Here is a 17,924-nt window from a genome sequence, read left to right on the forward strand (position 1 = left end):
GGTCACGTTGGCTCGTCTTCCGGCACGATGACGGGGCGCGTGATGCACCCGTCTGGCGAAATCGGAAGGCAATCCGCTGCAGCGCAGATCCGACGAGGGATCGTTCACCGGAGGGCGTGGGTTGAACCTGTGGCGTTACAGTTTCACGGGTGTTCTGCGGACGAGCATGGACGCCTCGACCATGTGCCACCCGGCGGCCATCATGCCCGCGGGCACTGCATCCTAGAGCTTCATGCTCTATCGGCTTCAGAATGTACGCTCGGTCGCAGGCATGTCAACGATGTGTTGGACCCGGGAAACGCTGTCCGGGCAAGAATTTGACCGCCGCGAGGCGAGCCTCGCTCTGCGCGACGATTGGCCATCAGGGAAAAGGATCCGATCCAAGACATCGATCCTCGGCAGCCCATGCAGTCATGACACGGCGCAACCCTTCGATACTGTATTCAGGGCGAGTTTTCGGGCGACGGCCGTTGCGTATCCCGTCAGGCCCGAAGCGTCTGCGCCGGCTGCTTCCGTCCCCGGCCGAGACCGAGCACGAGCAGGCATCCCAGTCCCGAAAGAAAGACCAGCGGGAGAAGTCCGAGCGGATAGCTGCCGGTGGCGTCCTTGATCACACCCAGCAGGTAGGTCCCCACGAAACCGCCGATATTGCCGATGGCGTTGATCTGCGCGATTCCGGCCGCCGCCGCGCCGGCCGAAAGCCATTCCGTGGAGAGCGCCCAGAACGGCCCCTTCACCGTGTAGGTGGCGGTCACGGCCAGGCACAGGATCAGGATCGTCGGCAGGAGCTGCGCGGTGCCGATCGAGGCGGCCAGACTCAGCGCCAGCAGTCCCAGGGGCAGCGCGGTGTGCCACACTCGCTCCCGGTTCCGATCCGAGGAGCGGCCCCACAGGATCATCAGGACGGAGGCCACGCCGAACGGGATGGAATTGAGCAGGCCCGTCTGCAGGTTGGTCAGGCCGAACGACTTGATGATCTGCGGCTGCCACAGGGACAGGCATTGGCTGGCCCCCGAGGCGCCGGCGTAGATCAGCGAGGCGGCGAGGACGTAGCGGTTGCGCATGACCTGCCAGACCGAGAGATGCCGGGCCGGGGCCGCCTCACCCTGCACCACGGAGGCGCGTTCGGCGGCGAGGCGCTCCTGAAGCCACGCGCTCTGCTGGGGTGTCAGCCAGCGCGCCGAGCCGGGGCCGTCGGGGAGCAGGAAGAAGGCGGCGAGGCCGAGCAGGACGGCCGGCACCGCCTCCAGCACGAACAGCCATTGCCAGCCACGCAGGCCCATCATGCCGTCGGTGTTGAGGATCGCGGCCGAAATCGGGGAGCCGAGGAAGCTCGAGATCGGGATCGCCACCATGAAGACGGCCACGATCCGGCCCCGGTAGGCGCGCGGGAACCAGTAGGTCAGGTACAGGATCACGCCCGGGAAGAAGCCCGCCTCGGAGGCACCCAGCAGCAGGCGCACGGCGTAGAAGGAATAGGGTCCGACCACGAGCGCCATGGCGGCCGAGACCAGCCCCCAGGTGATCATGATCCGGGCGATCCAGATCCGGGCGCCGAACCGCTCCATGGCGAGGTTGCTCGGCACCTCGCACAGCACATACGAGACATAGAACAGGCCGCCGCCGAGCCCGAATTGCGCCGCCGAGAGCCCGATATCGTGATTCATCTGCAGGGCCGCGAAGCCGGCATTCACCCGGTCGACGAAGGCGACGAAATAGGCGAGCATCAGGAACGGCAGGATCCGCCACGTCACCCGGCGCAGCGTCGCGCGCTCGATCTCCGGAATCGCCTCCGGAAGTTGCGTCGGGGCCATGCCTGTTCTCCTCGCCGTGGCGTTCGGCATGTGACAGGTGCGCTGCGCAGGCCAGCCACGATGGGCGACAGCGCCGCGCGTCTGTCACGTTCCGGCTCTCGCGACGGGAACACGAAGGCGAGCCTTCGATCGAGGGCCGGACCGGTGGTCGCGGTTTGCCCGCGGCTCACGGACATGCGAGAGAAGCCGCATGTTGACCGTCGATAGCCTCTGGCGGATGCGGCACCGCCTCGCGCAGTTCGGGAAGAAGCGGACCGGATCGCCGCGCATCCTCGTCATCGGTGTGTGCCAAGCCGGCTCGATCGCCAAGGCGATGCGCTATCTCCTGCCGGACGCGCAGGTGGATTTCGTGTCGGCGTTCACGGCGGCACGCCGCTTCCCGCGCCTCGCCGACCTGATGGCGCATGCGGACGGCTACGATCACGTCTTCTCCAGCATCTACCTGCCCCGCTTCAAGGGCGGCGGCACGATCGACACCCTGCGGACCCACCCCAAGGTGCGTCTGATCCCGACGATCGTGTTCGGCGCCTATCACCCGGACCTCGTCCATGTCGGTGTGCAGGACGCCGCGACGCTCCAGGGCCTGATCTCCGGACCCATGGGGCATTCGCATTCGGCGATCACGCTCTACGCCTACCTCGCCGGCTTCTCGCAGGCGCAGGCCCTGCGCCTCTTCGCCGAACCCGTCTTCGACCGCCTGGGCTACTACGATCTCTGGGACGAGTCGGTGGCCTACCTGCGGGGGCTCGGCCGGCAGGCCGATTACGACCTCGACACGCACCTGACCCGTTGGGCGCGCCGTGGCTGCTTCATGCACTCGATCAACCACACGAAGCTGTTCGTCGTCTCCGATCTCGCGCGGGGCTTGCTGACCAAGGCGGGCATTCCGTTCGAGGAATGCGATCTCGACGCCTTCCTGCCGGACGACCTCGGCGGCCAGGGCAGCTGGCCGGTCTATCCGGAGATCGCGCAGCATTACGGCATCCCCGGCAGCGCCCTGTTCTTCAAGGCCGAGACCCGACGCTCCGGCCCCGCGCGCACGATGAGCCGCGCCGAATTCGTGGCCGCCTCCTACGCCAATTACGACCGGCGCGAGCGGAGCATCCTGGTCTCCCAGCGCGTCCAGGGCTGGCGCAACGACCCGCCGACCGTGGACTTCCTGCGCGAGGCGGCAGGCCGCAGCGGGACGCCAGTCCGGCCGGCCGCGCGGGTGCCCTCGGTAAGCCCCGGAGGCTCCGGCAGCCTGGCCGGGCACGCCTCGTAGGACGTCGCGTTCGGGGCCGCGTCTACGGTCCGGCACTTCCCGCCGTCAGCGGCGTTGTCGCGCGACGCCGGACCCGGCGGACCCGCTGCGAGGTGCCCCGATGAGCCTTCTGCCCCGGCAACGGACCGGCCGCTCCGCGGCCGCAGCCGCCCTGACGCTCGCCGGCGCGGCCGCCGGTCTGCTCGCGTGGAGCCGGCTCGGCGTCGATCACCGCAAGCCCCTCCCGCCGGCCCTGCCCGGGCGCCGCGAACGGATCGCGACCCGACGTGCCGGAGAGCTCTCTTTCTATGCGTCGGCCGGGCCCGCGGGCGTGCCGCTCCTGCTGATCCACTCGATCAACGCGGCGGCGAACGCCTACGAAGTCCGGCCGCTCTACCTGCACTTCCGGACATCCCGGCCGGTCTATGCCCTCGATCTCCCCGGCTTCGGCTTCTCGGAACGGTCGCGCCGCCGCTACACGCCGCGCCTGATGGTGGAGGCGATCCACGCCATCGTGGAGGAGATCCGGCGGCGCCACGGGGCGGTCCCGATCGACGCTATGGCGCTGTCCCTCTCCGCATCGTTCCTCGCCCGGGCGAGCCTGGAGCGGTCCGACGCCTATCGCAGCCTCGCCCTCATCAGCCCCACCGGCTTCGACGGCCAGCTCTCGGGCGACGGCCCGCCGGACGGTCACCGCGGGCGGGACTGGCTGCTCCAGCTCCTCGACCGGCCGCCCTTCGGCCGGCCGCTGTTCGACGCGCTGGTGACGCGGCCGAGCATGCGCTTCTTCCTGCAGAAGACGTTCGGCTCCCCGGCGATCGATGAGGGCCTCCTGGCCTACGATCACGCCTCGGCGCATCAGCCCGGCGCCGAGCACGCGCCCTGGTGCTTCATCTCCGGCCACCTCTTCCCCACCGACGCGACGCGGCTCTACGAGCGGCTGCGTCTGCCGGTTTGGATGCTCCATGGCGTGCGCGGCGACTTCGTCGATTACCGCCACGTGCCGCGCGTCGCCGGGCGCCCGAACTGGCGGGTCGAGACCCTGCCGACCGGCGCCTTCCCGCATTTCGAGCGGCCGGGGACGGTCACGACCGCCTATGAGGCGTTTCTCGCGAGCATCACGCACGGTCCAGCGGATCGACCGGCGTGATCCGGTAGCGCAGCCAGACCACACCGCCGGACAGCCGCTCGCAGGCCGTCAGGTCGAGCGTGCGCCGACTGCCCATGGATTCGTCTTCGGTACCGGTGACGTCGAACACCGCCGGGGTCCCCGACAAGCCGTCGACCGCCGGCGCGAGGAGCAGGCTCAATTCGTCGATGACGCCGGCCTTCAGCATCGAACCGTTGATGTGGCCGCCGCCCTCCACGAGCAGCCGCCCGATTCCGAACAGGCTCTTCAGCTTCGTGACCGCCAGGGCGAAATCCACCTCTCGTTCGCCGGCGAACAGGTAGGATTGTCCGCCGGCCCGCAGGGCGCGCAAATGGTCGTCCGGGACGGATTCGGTGAGCACGACGACGACATGGTCGCCCTCGATCTCGTTGCGGGCACCCCAGTCGAGGCGCCCGCGCGCATCGAGCGCCACCGCGTAGCCGGGCGCATCGCGGCGTGCGACGTGATCGTCCCGGGAGACAGGGCCATCGTCCGAGACCGGCTCCGGCAGCGGGTCGGCGCTGTCGGCATAGCCCTGCATGGTGACGCGCCCGCACATCCAGGCATCGCCCTTGAGCGCGCCGTGGACGCGCTCGTAATGATCGTCGGCATCCAGGGTCTTCCAGCGGCGGACCTTGATCCGGCCGTCCACCGACGACGTCATGTGGCAGATCACGTATGGGCGCTCGTCCGATGTCATGGGTGTCCGATCTGGGTTGAATCGGGCCTTCGCCCGGTCGACCGGCCCAACTAGGCGCGGCCCGCGACGCGCCCAGAGGCTACAGACCCAGGAGCATCACGCTCCAGATCAGGATGCCGACGGTCGAGACCGTCGTGGAGACCGCAACGATCAGGGCGGATGCCGCCACGTCGCCCTGGAGCTGCGCGGCGAAGATCACGATGTTGCCCGCCACCGGGAGCAGCCCGATCAGAACCACGACGGCGCGGATTTCGGGCGGGATCGGTGCCCCGCAGGCGGAAAACAGACCGATGACCGCCCAGATCACCCCGATCCCGGCCACATGGCGCCAGATGATCAGCCGCAGGACGGCGCGGATGGCAGTCCAAGACAAGGTGAGGCGGCTGGCGCCGAGCCCGACCACCATCATGCCGCAGCCCGACATCAGCAGCGCCGCGATGCGAAACGCCGCATCGGCGGACAGGATGGCGGCGTCACCGAGGCCGAACGCGCGGGCCGCGAGTCCGGCCCCGAAGGCATAGAGGGGCGGGATCGCCGCCATCTTGCGCAGGCTGGCCGCCACGCTGAAGCGATCCCGTGCCACGAGGTAGAACCCCACCGTGTTGCCGAAGAACAGCCCGCCCACATAGGCCATGACGAGGATCGGCAGGCTGTCCGGACCGAACAGCGCCAGCCCGGTCGGCACCCCGAACCAGCCGATATTGGTGTATCCGAAGGCGCAGGTGGCAAGCCGCCGGGGGACGTCGGTGCGGATGCGCGGAACGATCAGCAGGCCGCACAACACCATCAGCGCACTGAAGGTGATCGACAGGACGACATGGCCGATCGCCGCGCCGAACGCGAGCGCCAGCGCGTTCCGGAAGACGACGATCGGGATCAGGCCATACATCAGCACGCCGGACAGGACTTTCAGCCAGTCCTGCCGCGACAGGCGGCCGACGGCATAGCCCACACCGATCGCCGCGTAGGCCGGCAGCATGCGTGCGGCGATATCGGCCCAGAGGCCGGCAACGGCGATCATGAACGAGTCCCCATGGGTGATCTTCCGACAGCCGATCGCGCCGCGACCGGCGCCTTGAATTGACAGGCCGTCGCGGATGTCCTCGGCTGTACCGGGACACGTCTGGGCGCCGGACGGGCGCGACTGAAGAGCCACAATGGCCGTCTTCCGCCGGTCCAGTTCGCGAATCGCAAGGAGGGTGATCGATGGCCCGAAGGGCGACCTCGCTCCCGCTCGGCATCGCCTTCGCACCGCCGCAGCGGGCGAAGACGCGCTGGGTGGTCGATGCCCTGCGCATTGCGATCCGGGAGGGCCGGCTGTCGCCCGGCAGCCAGATGCCCAGCACCCGCGACCTCGCGGAGCAATGGGCGATCAGCCGCGGGCTCGTGAGCGCGGCCTACGAGGAGTTGTCGGCCGAAGGCCTGCTTGAGGCGCGCCGGGGCTCGGGCACCTATGTGAGCGACCGCAATGGGCCGAAGGCCGTGCGCGCAGCCGAGCCGATCGACGATCCCGACTCCGGCGCTCTCCCCGACTGGATCCGCGTCGATCCGGAGCGGCCCTTCATTTCCCGCGAGACCGACGTCGCGCGGTTCCCGGTCGGGCTCTGGAAGCGGCTGGCGAACCGCGTCCTCTCCGGCGCCGATTTCGATTTCTTCTACGATCCCGACCCTTCGGGTCATCACGCCCTCAGGCAGCAGGTGGCGCGGTATCTCGGCTTCGCCCGCGGCATCGCCTGCGCGGCAGACGACATCCTCATCACCACCGGGACCCGCCACAGCCTGGATCTGTGCCTGCGTGCCCTCGCGGCTCCGGGCGATGCCGTCTGGCTGGAGTCGCCGGGCTATGCCGGAGCGGAGGCGCTCGTCCGGTCGCTCGGGCTCAAGGCCGTTCCGGTCCCGGTGGACCGGCAGGGCCTGCGCGTCGATCACGCCGCCGCGGTGGCGCCGGATGCGAAGCTCTGCCTCGTGACCCCGTCCCACCAGTCGCCGCTCGGGGTTCGCCTCGGCGTCGAGCGGCGCGAAGCGATGCTGGATTGGGCCTGCCGCGCGGATTCCTACATCGTCGAAGACGATTACGACGGCGAGTTCGCCTTCGAGGCCGTGCGGTTTCCGGCGTTCAAGGCCATGGATTCGGCCGACCGGATCATCCATGCGGGCAGCTTTAACAAGAGCTTATTCCCGACCCTGCGCGTCGGCTACATCGTGGTGCCGCGCAGCCTGCGCGCCCGCCTGCGGGCGGCCCGCGCCGAGACGGGCCGCGGCAACAGCGCCTTCGACCAGCACATCCTGACCCACTTCATGGCCGACGGTCACTTCGCGCATCACATCCGGCGCATGGAACGGGTCTACCGCGACAAGAGCCTGGCGGCGCAGCGGGCGATCCAGGACGCCTATGGCGGCCCTCTCCCGATGCTCGGCACCCAGGGCGGCTTCCATTTTTTCCTAGGCCTGCCGGCAGAGCTGAACCGGCCGGTCTTCCGCGACGCCTGCCGCAGGGCGGGCCTGACCCTGCAAACCGCGGCCCTGGCCGCCTCGGACGAATCAGACAGGCCGCTCCAGGGCCTCGTCATCGGCTATTCCTCGCTCACGCTCGACACGATCGACCGCGCCGGTGCGCGCCTCGGGCAGTTGATGCGCGCGGCCTGAGGCGGCCCGCATCCCTGGTCAGCACGCCGGTCCCAGCAGTAGACCGCTCGCAGCACCGCCCATAGAGTCATGATCTCCACGCGAAACGACGCTCGTTCTGGACACCGATGATCGACCTGACCCTCGAAGCCGCCCGCACCATCGTCGAGACCGCCCTCCGGGAGGCCAGGACTCGCAGCCTGAAGCCTATGGCCGTCGTCGTCTACGACGCCCGGGGGGCGCTGAAATGCGTCTCCGTCGAGGACGGGACCTCCCTGCGCCGGGCCGAGATCGCCTGCGGCAAGGCCAATGGTGCGCTGGCGCTGGGGCTCGGTTCCCGGGCGATCCACGCCCGCGCAGAAGCGCAGCCCTACTTCGTGGCGGCCGTGACCCATCTGGCCGGGCCCGCGGCCCTGGTGCCGGTGCCCGGCGGTGTGCTGATCCGCTCGAGCGAGGGTCGCCTTCTCGGCGCGGTCGGAATCTCGGGCGACACCTCCGACAACGACGAGATCTGCGCGGTCGCCGGCATCGAGGCGGCAGGACTCGTCCCGGAGACCGGCGCCTGACCATGCGCCTGCGCCGGCGCGACTGGCTCGCCGGCGCCGCCGCGCTCGCGTCCGTGCGACCGGCCGCAGCGGCAGCGGACCCGATCTATCACCGCGGGAACGACGCCGATCCCGAGACCCTGGATCCGCACCGCTCCTCGACGGTGGCGGAGGCCCACATCCTGCGCGACCTCTGCGACGGCCTCCTCACCTATGACAACCGCGGTGCACTCATCCCGGGCGCTGCGCGGGCCTGGACCATCTCGGAGGACGGCCTGACCCTGCAATTCGATCTCCGGCCCGAGGGCCGCTGGTCGAACGGCGAACCGGTCACCGCAGACGATTTCGTCTACTCGCTGCGGCGGATCCTCGATCCGGCCACGGGGGCGAAATACGCCGAGATCCTGTTCCCGATCCGCAACGCCGCTGCCGTCAACCGCGGCGAGAAGCCCGTGGACGCCCTCGGCGTCGCCGCGGAGGGGTCAGGGCGGCTGACGATCACCCTCGAACAGCCGACGCCCTACATCCTGGAACTCCTCACCCATCAGACCGCGCTGCCGGTGCATCGGGCCTCGGTGGAGCGCTACGGCGAATCCTTCACGCGGCCGGGCAACCTCGTCACCAACGGGCCTTACCGGCTCACCGAGAACATACCGGGCGGCGCGATCCGGCTGGAGGCCAATCCACACCATTTCGAAGCCGCCTCCGTGGCGATCCGGCAGGTCGAGTTCCTGCCCACGCCCGACATGGCAGCCGCCGTGCGCCGCTACGCCGCCGGGGAAATCGACTCGCTCGCCGACCTGCCCGCCGACCAGATCGCCGACCTGCGCCGCCGGTTCGGCCCGCAGGTGGTGCTCGGGCCCTCGCTCGGGCTCGCGGCGCTGGCCGTGAACACCCGCAAGGCGCCGTTCTCGGACCGGCGGGTCCGGCAGGCGCTGTCCCTCGCGATCGACCGGGAATATCTCGCCGACGGACTGAGTGGCGGCACCATGAGCCCGGCCTATTCGCTCTGCCCGCCCGGCCTCGACAATTACCGCACCCCGCCCGAGACCGCGGGCCGCGCAGGGCTCCCGATCGACCACGAGGAGGAGGCCCGCCGCCTGCTGGCGGAGGCGGGCTTCGGCCCGGAGCGGCCGCTCACCGTGGAGTACCGGTTCAACGTCAGCGACAACAACCGCACCGTCGCGGTGGCGATCGGCGAGATGTGGCGCGACCTCGGTATCAAGACCCGCTTCGTCTACACTGACGCCAAGACGCATTTCGCCTACCTGCGCGACGGGGGCGACTTCGACGTGGCACGCTACAGCTGGATCGCCGACTATGCCGATCCGCAGAACTTCCTGTTCCTGCTCCAGGGCGGAAACGACGGCCTCAATGTCGGTCATTGGTCGGATCCCGCGTATGACGCGCTGCTGGCGCGGGCGGCCGCCGAGCGCGACCTGAGCCGCCGAGCCGACCTGCTCTACGACGCGGAGGCGATCGCGCTGCGCGAGCTGCCCTGGATCCCGCTGATGCACTACCGCTCGAAGGCGCTGATCGCGCCGCGGCTGCACGGCTACCATCCGAACCTGCGCAACGCCGCGCCGACGCGCTTCTTAAGGCTCGACGCGTGATCCGCTTCATCCTGCGCCGCCTCGCCCAGTCGGTTCCGACGCTGCTCGCGGTCATCACCGTCAGCTTCTTCCTGATGCGGCTCGCCCCTGGCGGGCCCTTCGACCTCGAACGGCCGCTTGCGCCCGCCGCCATGGAGAACCTGCGGCGGGTCTACGGCCTCGATCGGCCGCTGATCGTGCAGTTCGGCAGCTACCTCGCATCGCTCGTGCAGGGCGATCTCGGGCCGTCCTTCTCGTTCCGTGATCGGAGCGTGCTCGACCTGATCGCCCGGGGCCTGCCTGTCTCGGCAACGCTCGGCGGGCTGGCCCTTCTGCTGGCCGTGGGGCTCGGCCTCGGGCTCGGCATCGCGGCGGCGCTCCGGCGCGGCGGCGCGGTCGATCGCCTCCTCGGAATCGGCGCGGCGCTGACCCTGTCGCTGCCGAGCTTCGTGGTCGCGCCGCTCCTCCAGATCGCCTTCGGGCTCACCCTGCGCTGGTTGCCGCTGAGCGGCTGGGGCGACGGCGCACCGAGCCACCTCGTCCTGCCCGTCATCACCCTGGCCCTGCCGCAGGTCGGCGCCCTGGCGCGGCTGACCCGGGCCTCGCTCGGGGAAGTCCTGCGCACCCAGCCGGTGCGGACCATGCGCAGCCTCGGCCTGCCGCCGCTGCGGGTGACGCGCCACGCGCTGCGGGGGGCTCTGCTGCCGGTGGTCGCCTATCTCGGGCCGCTGGCCGCCTCGCTGCTCACCGGCTCCGTGGTGGTCGAGACGATCTTCGGCCTGCCGGGGATCGGCCGCTACTTCGTCGAGGGGGCGCTCAACCGCGACTACACGCTCGTGATGGGCACGGTGCTGCTGGTCGCGGGGCTCGTGATCGCCCTCAATCTCGCGGCCGACCTCGCCTGCGCGTGGCTCGATCCCCGCCTGCGGAGCGCCGCGTGAGCGCGATACCCGTACCTGCGGGACCAGCGGGACGCGCCCTGGCACGCCTCGCCCGGATGCGTGCCGCGATGGCGGCCCTCGTCGTGCTGGTTCTGATCGCCCTGGCCTGCTTCGTCGGCCCCGATCTGACCGGCCACGATCCCGACCGCGCTTACCCGGATCTGCGCCAATTGCCCGCCGGTCTGGCGGCGCAGCCCGACGCGGCGCATGTCGGCCCGGCCCTGCAGCGCATCGCCTTCCGGATGCGGGTCCGGCTCGACGCGGTGGCGCGCGACGGCGACACGATGCGCCTCACCCTCGCCTCCGACGCCGGCGTGGACCGGCGCAGCCTCGTCTACCTGCCGCGCTCGGGGCTTTTCGGGCCGCCCACGGTTCTTGAGGAACGGGATGGCGGCCGCGGCCTCGTGGTCGCGGTGCCGGCGCGGCGCCTGCACTTCCTCCTCGGCACCGATGTGCAGGGCCGCGATCTGCTCACCCGCTGCCTGACGGCCGGGCGCGTGTCCCTGGCGATCGGCCTCGCGGCGAGTCTGGCGGCCCTGCTGATCGGCGTGGCCTACGGGGCCGCGGCCGGTTTCCTCGGCGGGGTGGTCGATGCGGTGATGATGCGCTTCGTGGATGTCCTGTACGCCCTGCCCTTCGTGTTCTTCGTCATCCTGCTGCTGGTCTTCTTCCGCCCGAGCCTGACCCTGATGCTGATCGCGATCGCGGCCGTGGAATGGCTCGACATGGCCCGCGTGGTCCGCGCCCAGACCCTGTCGCTGCGCGAACGCGATTTCGTGCGCGCGGCCCGAGCCCTGGGCGTCGGCGCCCCCGGCATCATCGCGCGCCACATCGTGCCCAACACCCTCGGGTCGGTCGCCGTGACGGCGACGCTGCTGGTGCCGCAGGTCATCCTGCTGGAGAGCTTCCTGTCGTTCCTCGGCCTCGGCGTGCAGGAGCCGCAGACCAGCTGGGGCGTGCTCGTCGCCGACGGCGCGCGCGCGATCGAAGCCGCCCCCCACATGCTGGCCGCCCCGGCGCTGTTCCTGATCGCGACGCTCGTGGCGCTCAACCTGCTCGGTGACGGCCTCGCCGACGCGTTGGATCCGCAGGTCGGATAGGGCCTCAGCCCAAGGTCCGGATCGGCGCGCCGGTGAGCCACGCCTCGATGTTTTCGACGGCCTGCGAGAAGAACGTCCGGTAATTGGCCTGCGTGACGTAGCCGAGATGCGGCAGCGCCAGGAGGTTCGGCAGCCGGCGGAACGGATCGTCGGCGGGCAGCGGCTCCGTCTCGAACACGTCGAGGCCGGCGCCGGCGATCCAGCCCTCTTCCAGAGCCCGCCGCAGCGCCGCCTGATCGACGATCGGCGCACGCGAGGTGTTCACCAGAAAGGCGCCGCGCCGCATCCGGCGCAGCTCGGCCTCGCCGAGGAGTCCGCGCGTCCGCTCGCCGAGCACGAGGTGGATCGTGACGACATCGCTCGCTTCCAGCAGCGCCTCCTTGGAGGACGCCAGCGCGACGCCGGCCGCCGCCGCCCGGCCGGCGTCGAGGTTCGGGCTCCAGGCCATGACCCGCATGCCGAAGGCGCGGCCGATGGCGGCGACCCGCGAGCCGATCTTGCCGAGCCCCAGGATGCCGAGCGTCGCTCCGGCGAGGTCTGTTCCGATCGTGCTCTGCCAGGGGCCGCCGGTGCGCAGCGCTTGGTTTTCCTGCGCGAGATGGCGGGCGAGGCCGAGGATCAGCGCCCAGGTCAGCTCGGTGGGCGGCGTCGGACTGGATTCCGTCCCGCAGACCGTGATCCCCCGCGCCTTGGCGGCCGCGACATCGATGGCGAGGTTGCGCAGACCGCTCGTCACCAGCAATTCGAGCCGCGGCAGACGCTCAAGCAGGGCAGCCGGGAACGGTGTGCGCTCCCGCATGATCACGAGGATCTCGGCCTGCGCGATCCGCGCCACCAGGGCGTCATGGTCCGCGATGTGCTCCGCGATGGCCGAGACCGCGACCCGGTCGGCGAGGCGCGACCACGCGGCCAGGGAGAGGGCCACCTGCTGATAATCGTCGAGGATCAGGCAGCTGCGCATCCGCGATGGGGTAGGCCGCGGCTGGCCGGGGGTCAATTGCGGCGCACCATCCCGGACACTACGCCTTCGCCAGCGCCGAGAAAGCCTCCGCGACGCCGGCCGCGCCGGGATCCTGCACCCCCGCGAGGTCCCCCGCCGCGAGGTAGCTGGAACGGCCGGCGCCGGCCCGATCCAATCGCGCGGTGGCCTCGGCGCCGGCGCGGGCCGCTTCGGCCGCCGCACCGAGGCCGCCGCTCGCCAGAGCTTCGACCGCCGGGACCAGCGCGTCGAGCAAGGTGCGGTCGCCCGGCTTCGCGCCGCCATAGCCCTCGACCCGCGCGACGCCCTGCGCCAGGGCCGCCGCCCAAGCGGCGCCTTTCGCGAGCGCGGCCGCCGCCGCCGCGAAGAAGATCGAGCCCAGCACCCCGCTCGATCCGCCGACCGCCCGTCCGATCCGCTCGGCCAGCGCCCGGCACAGGGCGGCCGGATCGGCCTGCGGCAATCGGTCGAGATCAGCGAGCACGGCGCGGGCCGCGCCCGCGAAGGTGGTGCCGGCGTCGCCATCGCCGACCTTGGCGTCGAGGGCGTTGAGCCTGTCCTCGGCGGCGATCAGCGCCTGCGCGACGGCGGCGATCCGCGCGGCCGCCACGGCATCCCGTGACGGGGTGAAGGCTTCGCCGGCAAGCCCTTCGGGTATCGGGCGGAGCGTCGGCGCGGCGATCCGCGCGGCACCGGGCCAAGCCGGCAGCGGCACGGGTGCCGTCAGGGCCGTTTCCAGGTCATCGTCGAGAGGGAGGACCGACAGCGAAGCGCCGTGCATGTCGAGCGCCGTCATCAGGGGCGCGGGGCCGATGAGAAGGCGGACGCGCCGGCCGAGGTCGGTGGCGAGCACCGCCCGCGTCAGGATCTGCATCTCCAGCGCGGAGGCCGAGCCGAGATTGTTCATCAGCAGGGCCAGCCGGTCGCCTGCCACGGCACCGGACAGGCGCTGCGCCATCATCCGGGCGAGCTCGCTCGCCGGAGGCAGCGCGATGCGCTCCACACCGGGCTCGCCGTGGATGCCGAGGCCGAGCTCGGCCTGCCCCTCCGCCAGACGCTCGCTGCGCGGCGCGCCGGGGATCGTGCAGGTCGAGACCGCGATGCCGAGCGACTTCGCGGCGGCCGCAGCCCGCCGCGCGAGGGCCGCCACGGTCTCCAGCGTCGCGCCCGCCTCGGCGGCGTGGCCGGCGACCTTGTGGACGAACAGGGTTCCGGCGACGCCGCGGGGCTGCTTGGCATCCGGCAGGGCGATGTCGTCCGACACGATCACGGTCTCGACCCGGTGTCCCAGCGCCCGGGCGCGCTCCGCGGCGAGGCCGAAATTCAGCCGGTCGCCCGCGTAGTTCTTGACGACGAGGAGACATCCGGCCGGTCCGGTCACGGCGAGGATCCCGGCCAGCACCGCGTCGACGCTGGGCGAGGCGAAGACGTCGCCGCACACCGCGGCGCTCAGCATCCCCGGTCCGACGAAGCCCGCATGGGCCGGCTCGTGCCCGGAGCCGCCGCCCGACACCACCGCGACTTTCCCTGGGTCGAGTTCCGCGCGCAGCACCACACGGATGCCGGGATCACCGTCGAGTCGGGCGAGGCGGCCGCCGCTCGCGGCGACGAGGCCGTCGATGGCGTCGTTGACCAGCGTGGCGCGGGCGTCGATGAAGTGGGCCATGGCGTGACCTTCGATGGGTATGGTCCGCGATTCTGCGTCGGCGGCTGCCGCGCATTGTCCGCGCAGGCGAGCGGTGCTGGCAACGGCCATCGTTCGTACGGGCGTAACCACCCCCATCCCATCCGACACCTTCATCCTGAGGTGCCCGCGACAGCGGGCCTCGAAGGAGCGTTCCAGCGATCGCGCGGCCGGCTGGAGGGCTCCTTCGAGGCCTCCGCTGCGCTCCGGCACCTCAGGATGAGGGCGTGGGTCGGACGGCCTTCGAGGTAAGATTCCGCGCGTGTGTCCACGCAATCCGCGCTGAAACCGACGGCGTCATTCCTTCACAGCGCCGGTGAGGGCGGAGACATAGTATTCGACGAAGAACGAGTAGAGGACCACCAGCGGCAGGGAGCCGAGCAGCGCGCCCGCCATCAGCGAGCCCCACTTGTAGACGTCGCCGTCCACGAATTCGCTCACCACGGCGATCGGCACCGTCTTGTTCTGCGTGGAGGACAGGAAGGTCAGCGCGTAGATGAACTCGTTCCAGCAGAGCGTCAGCGAGAAGATCCCGGCCGAGATCAGGCCCGGGAAGGCGAGCGGCAGGATGATCCTGATGAGGATCTGCCAGCGGCTGGCGCCGTCCATCAGCGCGCATTCCTCGAGCTCGTAGGGAATCGTCTTGAAGTAGCCCATCAGGAGCCAGGTCGAGAACGGGATCAGGATCGTCGGATAGGCCAGGATCAGGGCGATCGGCGAGTCGAACAGTCCGTAGGCCTGCACGATCGTGGCGAGCGGGATGAACAGGATCGAGGGCGGCACGAGATAGGCCAGGAAGATCGCCGCACCGACCCAGCCCGCACCCCGGTAGCGGACGCGGACGCAGGCATAGGCGGCGAGCACACTCGCGAACAGGGAGAGCACGGTGGCGGCGACCGACACGTACATCGTGTTCCAGAGCCAGCGCGGATACTGCGTCTCGAACAGCAGCTTGTGGATGTGCTTGAATGTCGGATCCACGACCCAGAACGGGTTGAACCGCTCCATGTCGATCAGCTGCTCGTCCGGTTTGATGGCGGTGAGCGCCATCCAGTAGAACGGAAACAGCAACACCACGAGGATGATCGCGAGCGGCAGGTAGGTGGTCACGAGCCGCCGGGGCAGGCGCTCCAGATAGGCCATGCCCTCCGAATGGTCGGTGAGTCCCGGGGGCTCGGCCGCCATCACGGGCGTGCGCAGCGGATCGGCATGGGCGGGGGGTGCGGGGACGCTCATCGGTCGGACTCCCCGGCCTGCCAGGCCCGGCGCTGCAGGCCGAACCACGAGATGCCGATGGCGGCGAGCAGGAACGGCACCATGGCGGTGGCGATGGCCGCCCCCTCCCCCAGCGTCCCCGAGAGGATGCCGCGCTGATACGACAGGGTCGCCATCAGATGCGTGGCGTTCACCGGGCCGCCGCGGGTCATGGCCCAGATCAGCTGGAAGTCCGTGAAGGTGAACAGCACCGAGAAGGTCATCACCACGGCGATGATCGGCGTGAGCAAAGGCAGGGTGATCCGCCAGAAGATCTGCCAGTTCGAGGCGCCGTCGAGCGTCGCGGCCTCGTAGAGCGAGGGCGAGACCGTCTGCAGACCAGCGAGCAGCGTGATCGCGATGAACGGCACGCCGCGCCAGATATTGGCGAAGATCACGCAGGCGCGGGCGAGCGTCGGCTCACCGAGGAAATCGATATTGCCGTCGATGATGCCGAGGTGGCGCAGCGACCACGAGATGATCGAGAACTGGCTGTCGAAGATCCACCAGAACGCGATGGCCGAGAGCACGGTCGGCACCACGAACGGGATCAGCACAATCGACCGGATGATCGCCTTGCACGGCATGTTCTTGTTGAGCAGCAGGGCGAGGTAAAGCCCCACCCCAAATTTAATGATCGAGGCGACGGCCGTGTACAGGCAGGTGTTGAACACCGAGAGCCAGAACACGTCGTCGTCCCAGAGCCATTCGTAGTTCTCCAGGCCGATGAACATCCCGTCTCGGCCGATCCGCGCATTGGTGAAGGACAGCCAGATGCCCTTCAGCAGCGGATAGGCCAGGAACAGGCCGAGGATCAGTGCGGTCGGCAGCATGAACCAGAAGCCGGCCCAGCCGCGGCTCGCCCGCAGGCGCTGCCAGCCTGAACGGGTCCGGACCGCGACCGGGGCGGGCTGCGTCAGGGCCGTATGCGCCATGCTGTCGCCTCTCGCGCCGGGGATCAGGTGTTGCGGAAGATGCGCGTGGCGGCGCGCTCGGCGTTCTTGATCGCGCCCTTCACGTCCTCGCGGCCGGTGCAGTGGCTGGCGAACATGTCGACCACCACGAAGTCGGCCAGGACGGCCGCGATGCGCTCGCTCACCGGCGCGAGGCCGCCCGCCGCCAGGGAGCGCCGTCCCGCCTCGGCGAAGACCGCGTTCTTCGGGTCCGCCGTCCAGATCGGGTTCTTGGGATAGTTGGAGAGCGGCTCGCACAGGTAGCCCTGCGCCTGCTCCAGCCATGGATTGTAGTTCGACGCCTCCATCATGAAGGCGATGAACGCCTTGCAGGCATTGGGCGCCTTCGAATACTTGAAGGCCAGGATCGGGAAGGCGAGCTGGAACTCGGTCGGCTTGCCGACCGGGCCGACCGGCCAGACCGCGTGGTCCATGTCCTCGGCGAGCTTCGGGTTGTCCTTCTTGGCCGCGGCGTAGATCGAGATGCCGTTGTTGGTGAGATACAGGTCGCCGGCCAGGAACGCCTTGTTGTTGGAGCTATCGTTCCACGAGACGGTGCCGGGCACGAAGGTCTCGTAGAGAGCCTTCACGTATTCGAGCGCCTTGGCGGTCTCGGGCGAGTTGATCACGATCTTCTCGTTGGCGTCGACCAAATTGCCGCCATGCGCCCAGAGCGCCCAGTGGCACCACGTGTTGCCGTCGCCGGTGGCGTGGCCGAGGGCGAACCCGGCCGGGGTGTTGTTCTTCTTCATGCCGCGGCAGAGTTCGAGGAAGCCGGCGGTGTCGGTCGGGAATTTATCGAAGCCGGCCTTCTTCATCGCCGAGATGCGATAGTTCGGATAGCCGCCGTTGAACGCGACGGGGATCGCGATCCACTTGCCCTTGACCTTGCCGTAGGCCTCCGCGGACGGGAACCAGGGACCGTATTTCTGGGCGAGGGAGGCGGCGACATCCTCCAGCGGCAGGCACTTGTCCGGGAAGAGCGCCGGGAACGAGAACAGGCCCCAGACCATGTCGGGCCCCTGCCCCGTATTGGCGGCCACCGAGGCCTTGGGCTGGATGTCGTCGTAGGATTCGTTGCTGACCGTGATCTTCACGCCGGTCGCCTGCGTGAAGCCATCGACCAGCTTCAGGAAGGCCTCGTCCTCGCTCGGGACGAAGCGCTTCCAGCGCAGCAGCGACAGGCTGGCTCCGGGCTCCGGCTTCCACGCGGCGTTCTGCGCCCAGGCCTTGGCGAAGCCCAAAAGGTCGCCGCCGGCGGCGAGGCCGGCTGCAGCCGCGCCGGCGAGGAGGGAGCGGCGATCGAGACCTTGCATGGGTGGCTTCTCCCTGGATGTTTTTTGT

The 17,924-nt window shown here is 69.9% G+C and carries 15 protein-coding genes; 7 read left to right on the top strand and 8 right to left on the bottom strand.

Going from position 1 to position 17,924, the window contains the following annotated elements; all coding sequences use genetic code 11:
• Positions 1 to 482: 482 nt before the first annotated feature.
• Entirely contained in the window at positions 483 to 1,814 is a 1,332-nt protein-coding gene (locus tag FVE89_RS12690; protein WP_160534300.1) for an MFS transporter, read from the bottom strand.
• A gap of 190 nt (positions 1,815 to 2,004) precedes the next feature.
• Between FVE89_RS12690 and FVE89_RS12695 the strand changes: the two genes are divergently transcribed.
• Together FVE89_RS12695 and FVE89_RS12700 are read left to right on the top strand one after the other, a co-directional pair.
• On the top strand, positions 2,005 to 3,078 hold the full coding sequence (locus FVE89_RS12695) for a WcbI family polysaccharide biosynthesis putative acetyltransferase (protein WP_160534301.1): 1,074 nt from the start codon (positions 2,005 to 2,007) through the stop codon (positions 3,076 to 3,078).
• 100 nt (positions 3,079 to 3,178) lie between these two features.
• Complete coding sequence (locus FVE89_RS12700; RefSeq protein WP_160534302.1) at positions 3,179 to 4,207, top strand: alpha/beta hydrolase; 1,029 nt, start codon at positions 3,179 to 3,181, stop codon at positions 4,205 to 4,207.
• Here FVE89_RS12700 and FVE89_RS12705 read toward each other — a convergent pair.
• Both FVE89_RS12705 and FVE89_RS12710 read right to left on the bottom strand, forming a co-directional pair.
• Positions 4,176 to 4,907, bottom strand: a complete 732-nt coding sequence (locus FVE89_RS12705) for a RibD family protein (protein WP_160534303.1) — start codon at positions 4,905 to 4,907, stop codon at positions 4,176 to 4,178. The genes FVE89_RS12700 and FVE89_RS12705 overlap by 32 nt on opposite strands.
• 79 nt (positions 4,908 to 4,986) lie before the next feature.
• Positions 4,987 to 5,928, bottom strand: coding sequence for a hypothetical protein (locus FVE89_RS12710; protein WP_160534304.1), 942 nt, complete (start codon positions 5,926 to 5,928; stop codon positions 4,987 to 4,989).
• Between the two features lie 185 nt (positions 5,929 to 6,113).
• Between FVE89_RS12710 and FVE89_RS12715 the strand changes: the two genes are divergently transcribed.
• From FVE89_RS12715 to FVE89_RS12735, 5 genes are all read left to right on the top strand, one after another.
• Positions 6,114 to 7,553, top strand: coding sequence for a PLP-dependent aminotransferase family protein (locus tag FVE89_RS12715; protein WP_160534305.1), 1,440 nt, complete (start codon positions 6,114 to 6,116; stop codon positions 7,551 to 7,553).
• A 107-nt stretch (positions 7,554 to 7,660) separates the two neighbouring features.
• Positions 7,661 to 8,098, top strand: a complete 438-nt coding sequence (locus FVE89_RS12720) for a heme-binding protein (RefSeq protein ID WP_160534306.1) — start codon at positions 7,661 to 7,663, stop codon at positions 8,096 to 8,098.
• Between the two features lie 2 nt (positions 8,099 to 8,100).
• The gene (locus FVE89_RS12725; RefSeq protein ID WP_160534307.1) at positions 8,101 to 9,690 is read left to right on the top strand and encodes a peptide ABC transporter substrate-binding protein; all 1,590 of its coding nucleotides are present in this window, start codon (positions 8,101 to 8,103) and stop codon (positions 9,688 to 9,690) included.
• Positions 9,687 to 10,610 (top strand): ABC transporter permease subunit, encoded by a 924-nt coding sequence (locus FVE89_RS12730; RefSeq protein WP_160534308.1) that lies wholly within the window; start codon positions 9,687 to 9,689, stop codon positions 10,608 to 10,610. Before FVE89_RS12725 ends, FVE89_RS12730 begins: the two co-directional genes overlap by 4 nt.
• A complete protein-coding gene (locus FVE89_RS12735) occupies positions 10,607 to 11,710 on the top strand; it encodes an ABC transporter permease (RefSeq protein ID WP_342389867.1) in 1,104 nt (367 codons plus the stop codon). The genes FVE89_RS12730 and FVE89_RS12735 overlap by 4 nt, the downstream gene beginning before the upstream one ends.
• A gap of 4 nt (positions 11,711 to 11,714) precedes the next feature.
• Here FVE89_RS12735 and FVE89_RS12740 read toward each other — a convergent pair whose 3' ends face one another.
• The 5 genes from FVE89_RS12740 to FVE89_RS12760 all read right to left on the bottom strand — a co-directional run bounded on the left by FVE89_RS12740 (position 11,715) and on the right by FVE89_RS12760 (position 17,896).
• Positions 11,715 to 12,671, bottom strand: coding sequence for a D-2-hydroxyacid dehydrogenase family protein (locus FVE89_RS12740; RefSeq protein WP_202130744.1), 957 nt, complete (start codon positions 12,669 to 12,671; stop codon positions 11,715 to 11,717).
• A 58-nt stretch (positions 12,672 to 12,729) separates the two neighbouring features.
• The gene (locus tag FVE89_RS12745) at positions 12,730 to 14,355 is read right to left on the bottom strand and encodes a dihydroxyacetone kinase subunit DhaK (protein WP_160534309.1); all 1,626 of its coding nucleotides are present in this window, start codon (positions 14,353 to 14,355) and stop codon (positions 12,730 to 12,732) included.
• A 315-nt stretch (positions 14,356 to 14,670) separates the two neighbouring features.
• Complete coding sequence (locus FVE89_RS12750; protein WP_246730702.1) at positions 14,671 to 15,558, bottom strand: carbohydrate ABC transporter permease; 888 nt, start codon at positions 15,556 to 15,558, stop codon at positions 14,671 to 14,673.
• 47 nt (positions 15,559 to 15,605) lie between these two features.
• Positions 15,606 to 16,562, bottom strand: a complete 957-nt coding sequence (locus tag FVE89_RS12755; RefSeq protein WP_160534311.1) for a sugar ABC transporter permease — start codon at positions 16,560 to 16,562, stop codon at positions 15,606 to 15,608.
• A 23-nt stretch (positions 16,563 to 16,585) separates the two neighbouring features.
• Complete coding sequence (locus tag FVE89_RS12760) at positions 16,586 to 17,896, bottom strand: ABC transporter substrate-binding protein (protein WP_160534312.1); 1,311 nt, start codon at positions 17,894 to 17,896, stop codon at positions 16,586 to 16,588.
• Between the last annotated feature and the right edge of the window lie 28 nt (positions 17,897 to 17,924).

This window comes from Methylobacterium sp. 2A, from assembly GCF_009806555.1.
Lineage (GTDB): Bacteria > Pseudomonadota > Alphaproteobacteria > Rhizobiales > Beijerinckiaceae > Methylobacterium.

Bases quoted from the DNA above. Each gene is read 5' to 3' on its own strand.
- FVE89_RS12690 (WP_160534300.1), bottom strand. From the start codon at position 1,814: ATGGCCCCGACGCAACTTCCGGAGGCGATTCCGGAGATCGAGCGCGCG.
- FVE89_RS12695 (WP_160534301.1), top strand. From the start codon at position 2,005: ATGTTGACCGTCGATAGCCTCTGGCGGATGCGGCACCGCCTCGCGCAG.
- FVE89_RS12700 (WP_160534302.1), top strand. From the start codon at position 3,179: ATGAGCCTTCTGCCCCGGCAACGGACCGGCCGCTCCGCGGCCGCAGCC.
- FVE89_RS12705 (WP_160534303.1), bottom strand. From the start codon at position 4,907: ATGACATCGGACGAGCGCCCATACGTGATCTGCCACATGACGTCGTCG.
- FVE89_RS12710 (WP_160534304.1), bottom strand. From the start codon at position 5,928: ATGATCGCCGTTGCCGGCCTCTGGGCCGATATCGCCGCACGCATGCTG.
- FVE89_RS12715 (WP_160534305.1), top strand. From the start codon at position 6,114: ATGGCCCGAAGGGCGACCTCGCTCCCGCTCGGCATCGCCTTCGCACCG.
- FVE89_RS12720 (WP_160534306.1), top strand. From the start codon at position 7,661: ATGATCGACCTGACCCTCGAAGCCGCCCGCACCATCGTCGAGACCGCC.
- FVE89_RS12725 (WP_160534307.1), top strand. From the start codon at position 8,101: ATGCGCCTGCGCCGGCGCGACTGGCTCGCCGGCGCCGCCGCGCTCGCG.
- FVE89_RS12740 (WP_202130744.1), bottom strand. From the start codon at position 12,671: ATGCGCAGCTGCCTGATCCTCGACGATTATCAGCAGGTGGCCCTCTCC.
- FVE89_RS12745 (WP_160534309.1), bottom strand. From the start codon at position 14,355: ATGGCCCACTTCATCGACGCCCGCGCCACGCTGGTCAACGACGCCATC.
- FVE89_RS12750 (WP_246730702.1), bottom strand. From the start codon at position 15,558: ATGGCGGCCGAGCCCCCGGGACTCACCGACCATTCGGAGGGCATGGCC.
- FVE89_RS12755 (WP_160534311.1), bottom strand. From the start codon at position 16,562: ATGGCGCATACGGCCCTGACGCAGCCCGCCCCGGTCGCGGTCCGGACC.
- FVE89_RS12760 (WP_160534312.1), bottom strand. From the start codon at position 17,896: ATGCAAGGTCTCGATCGCCGCTCCCTCCTCGCCGGCGCGGCTGCAGCC.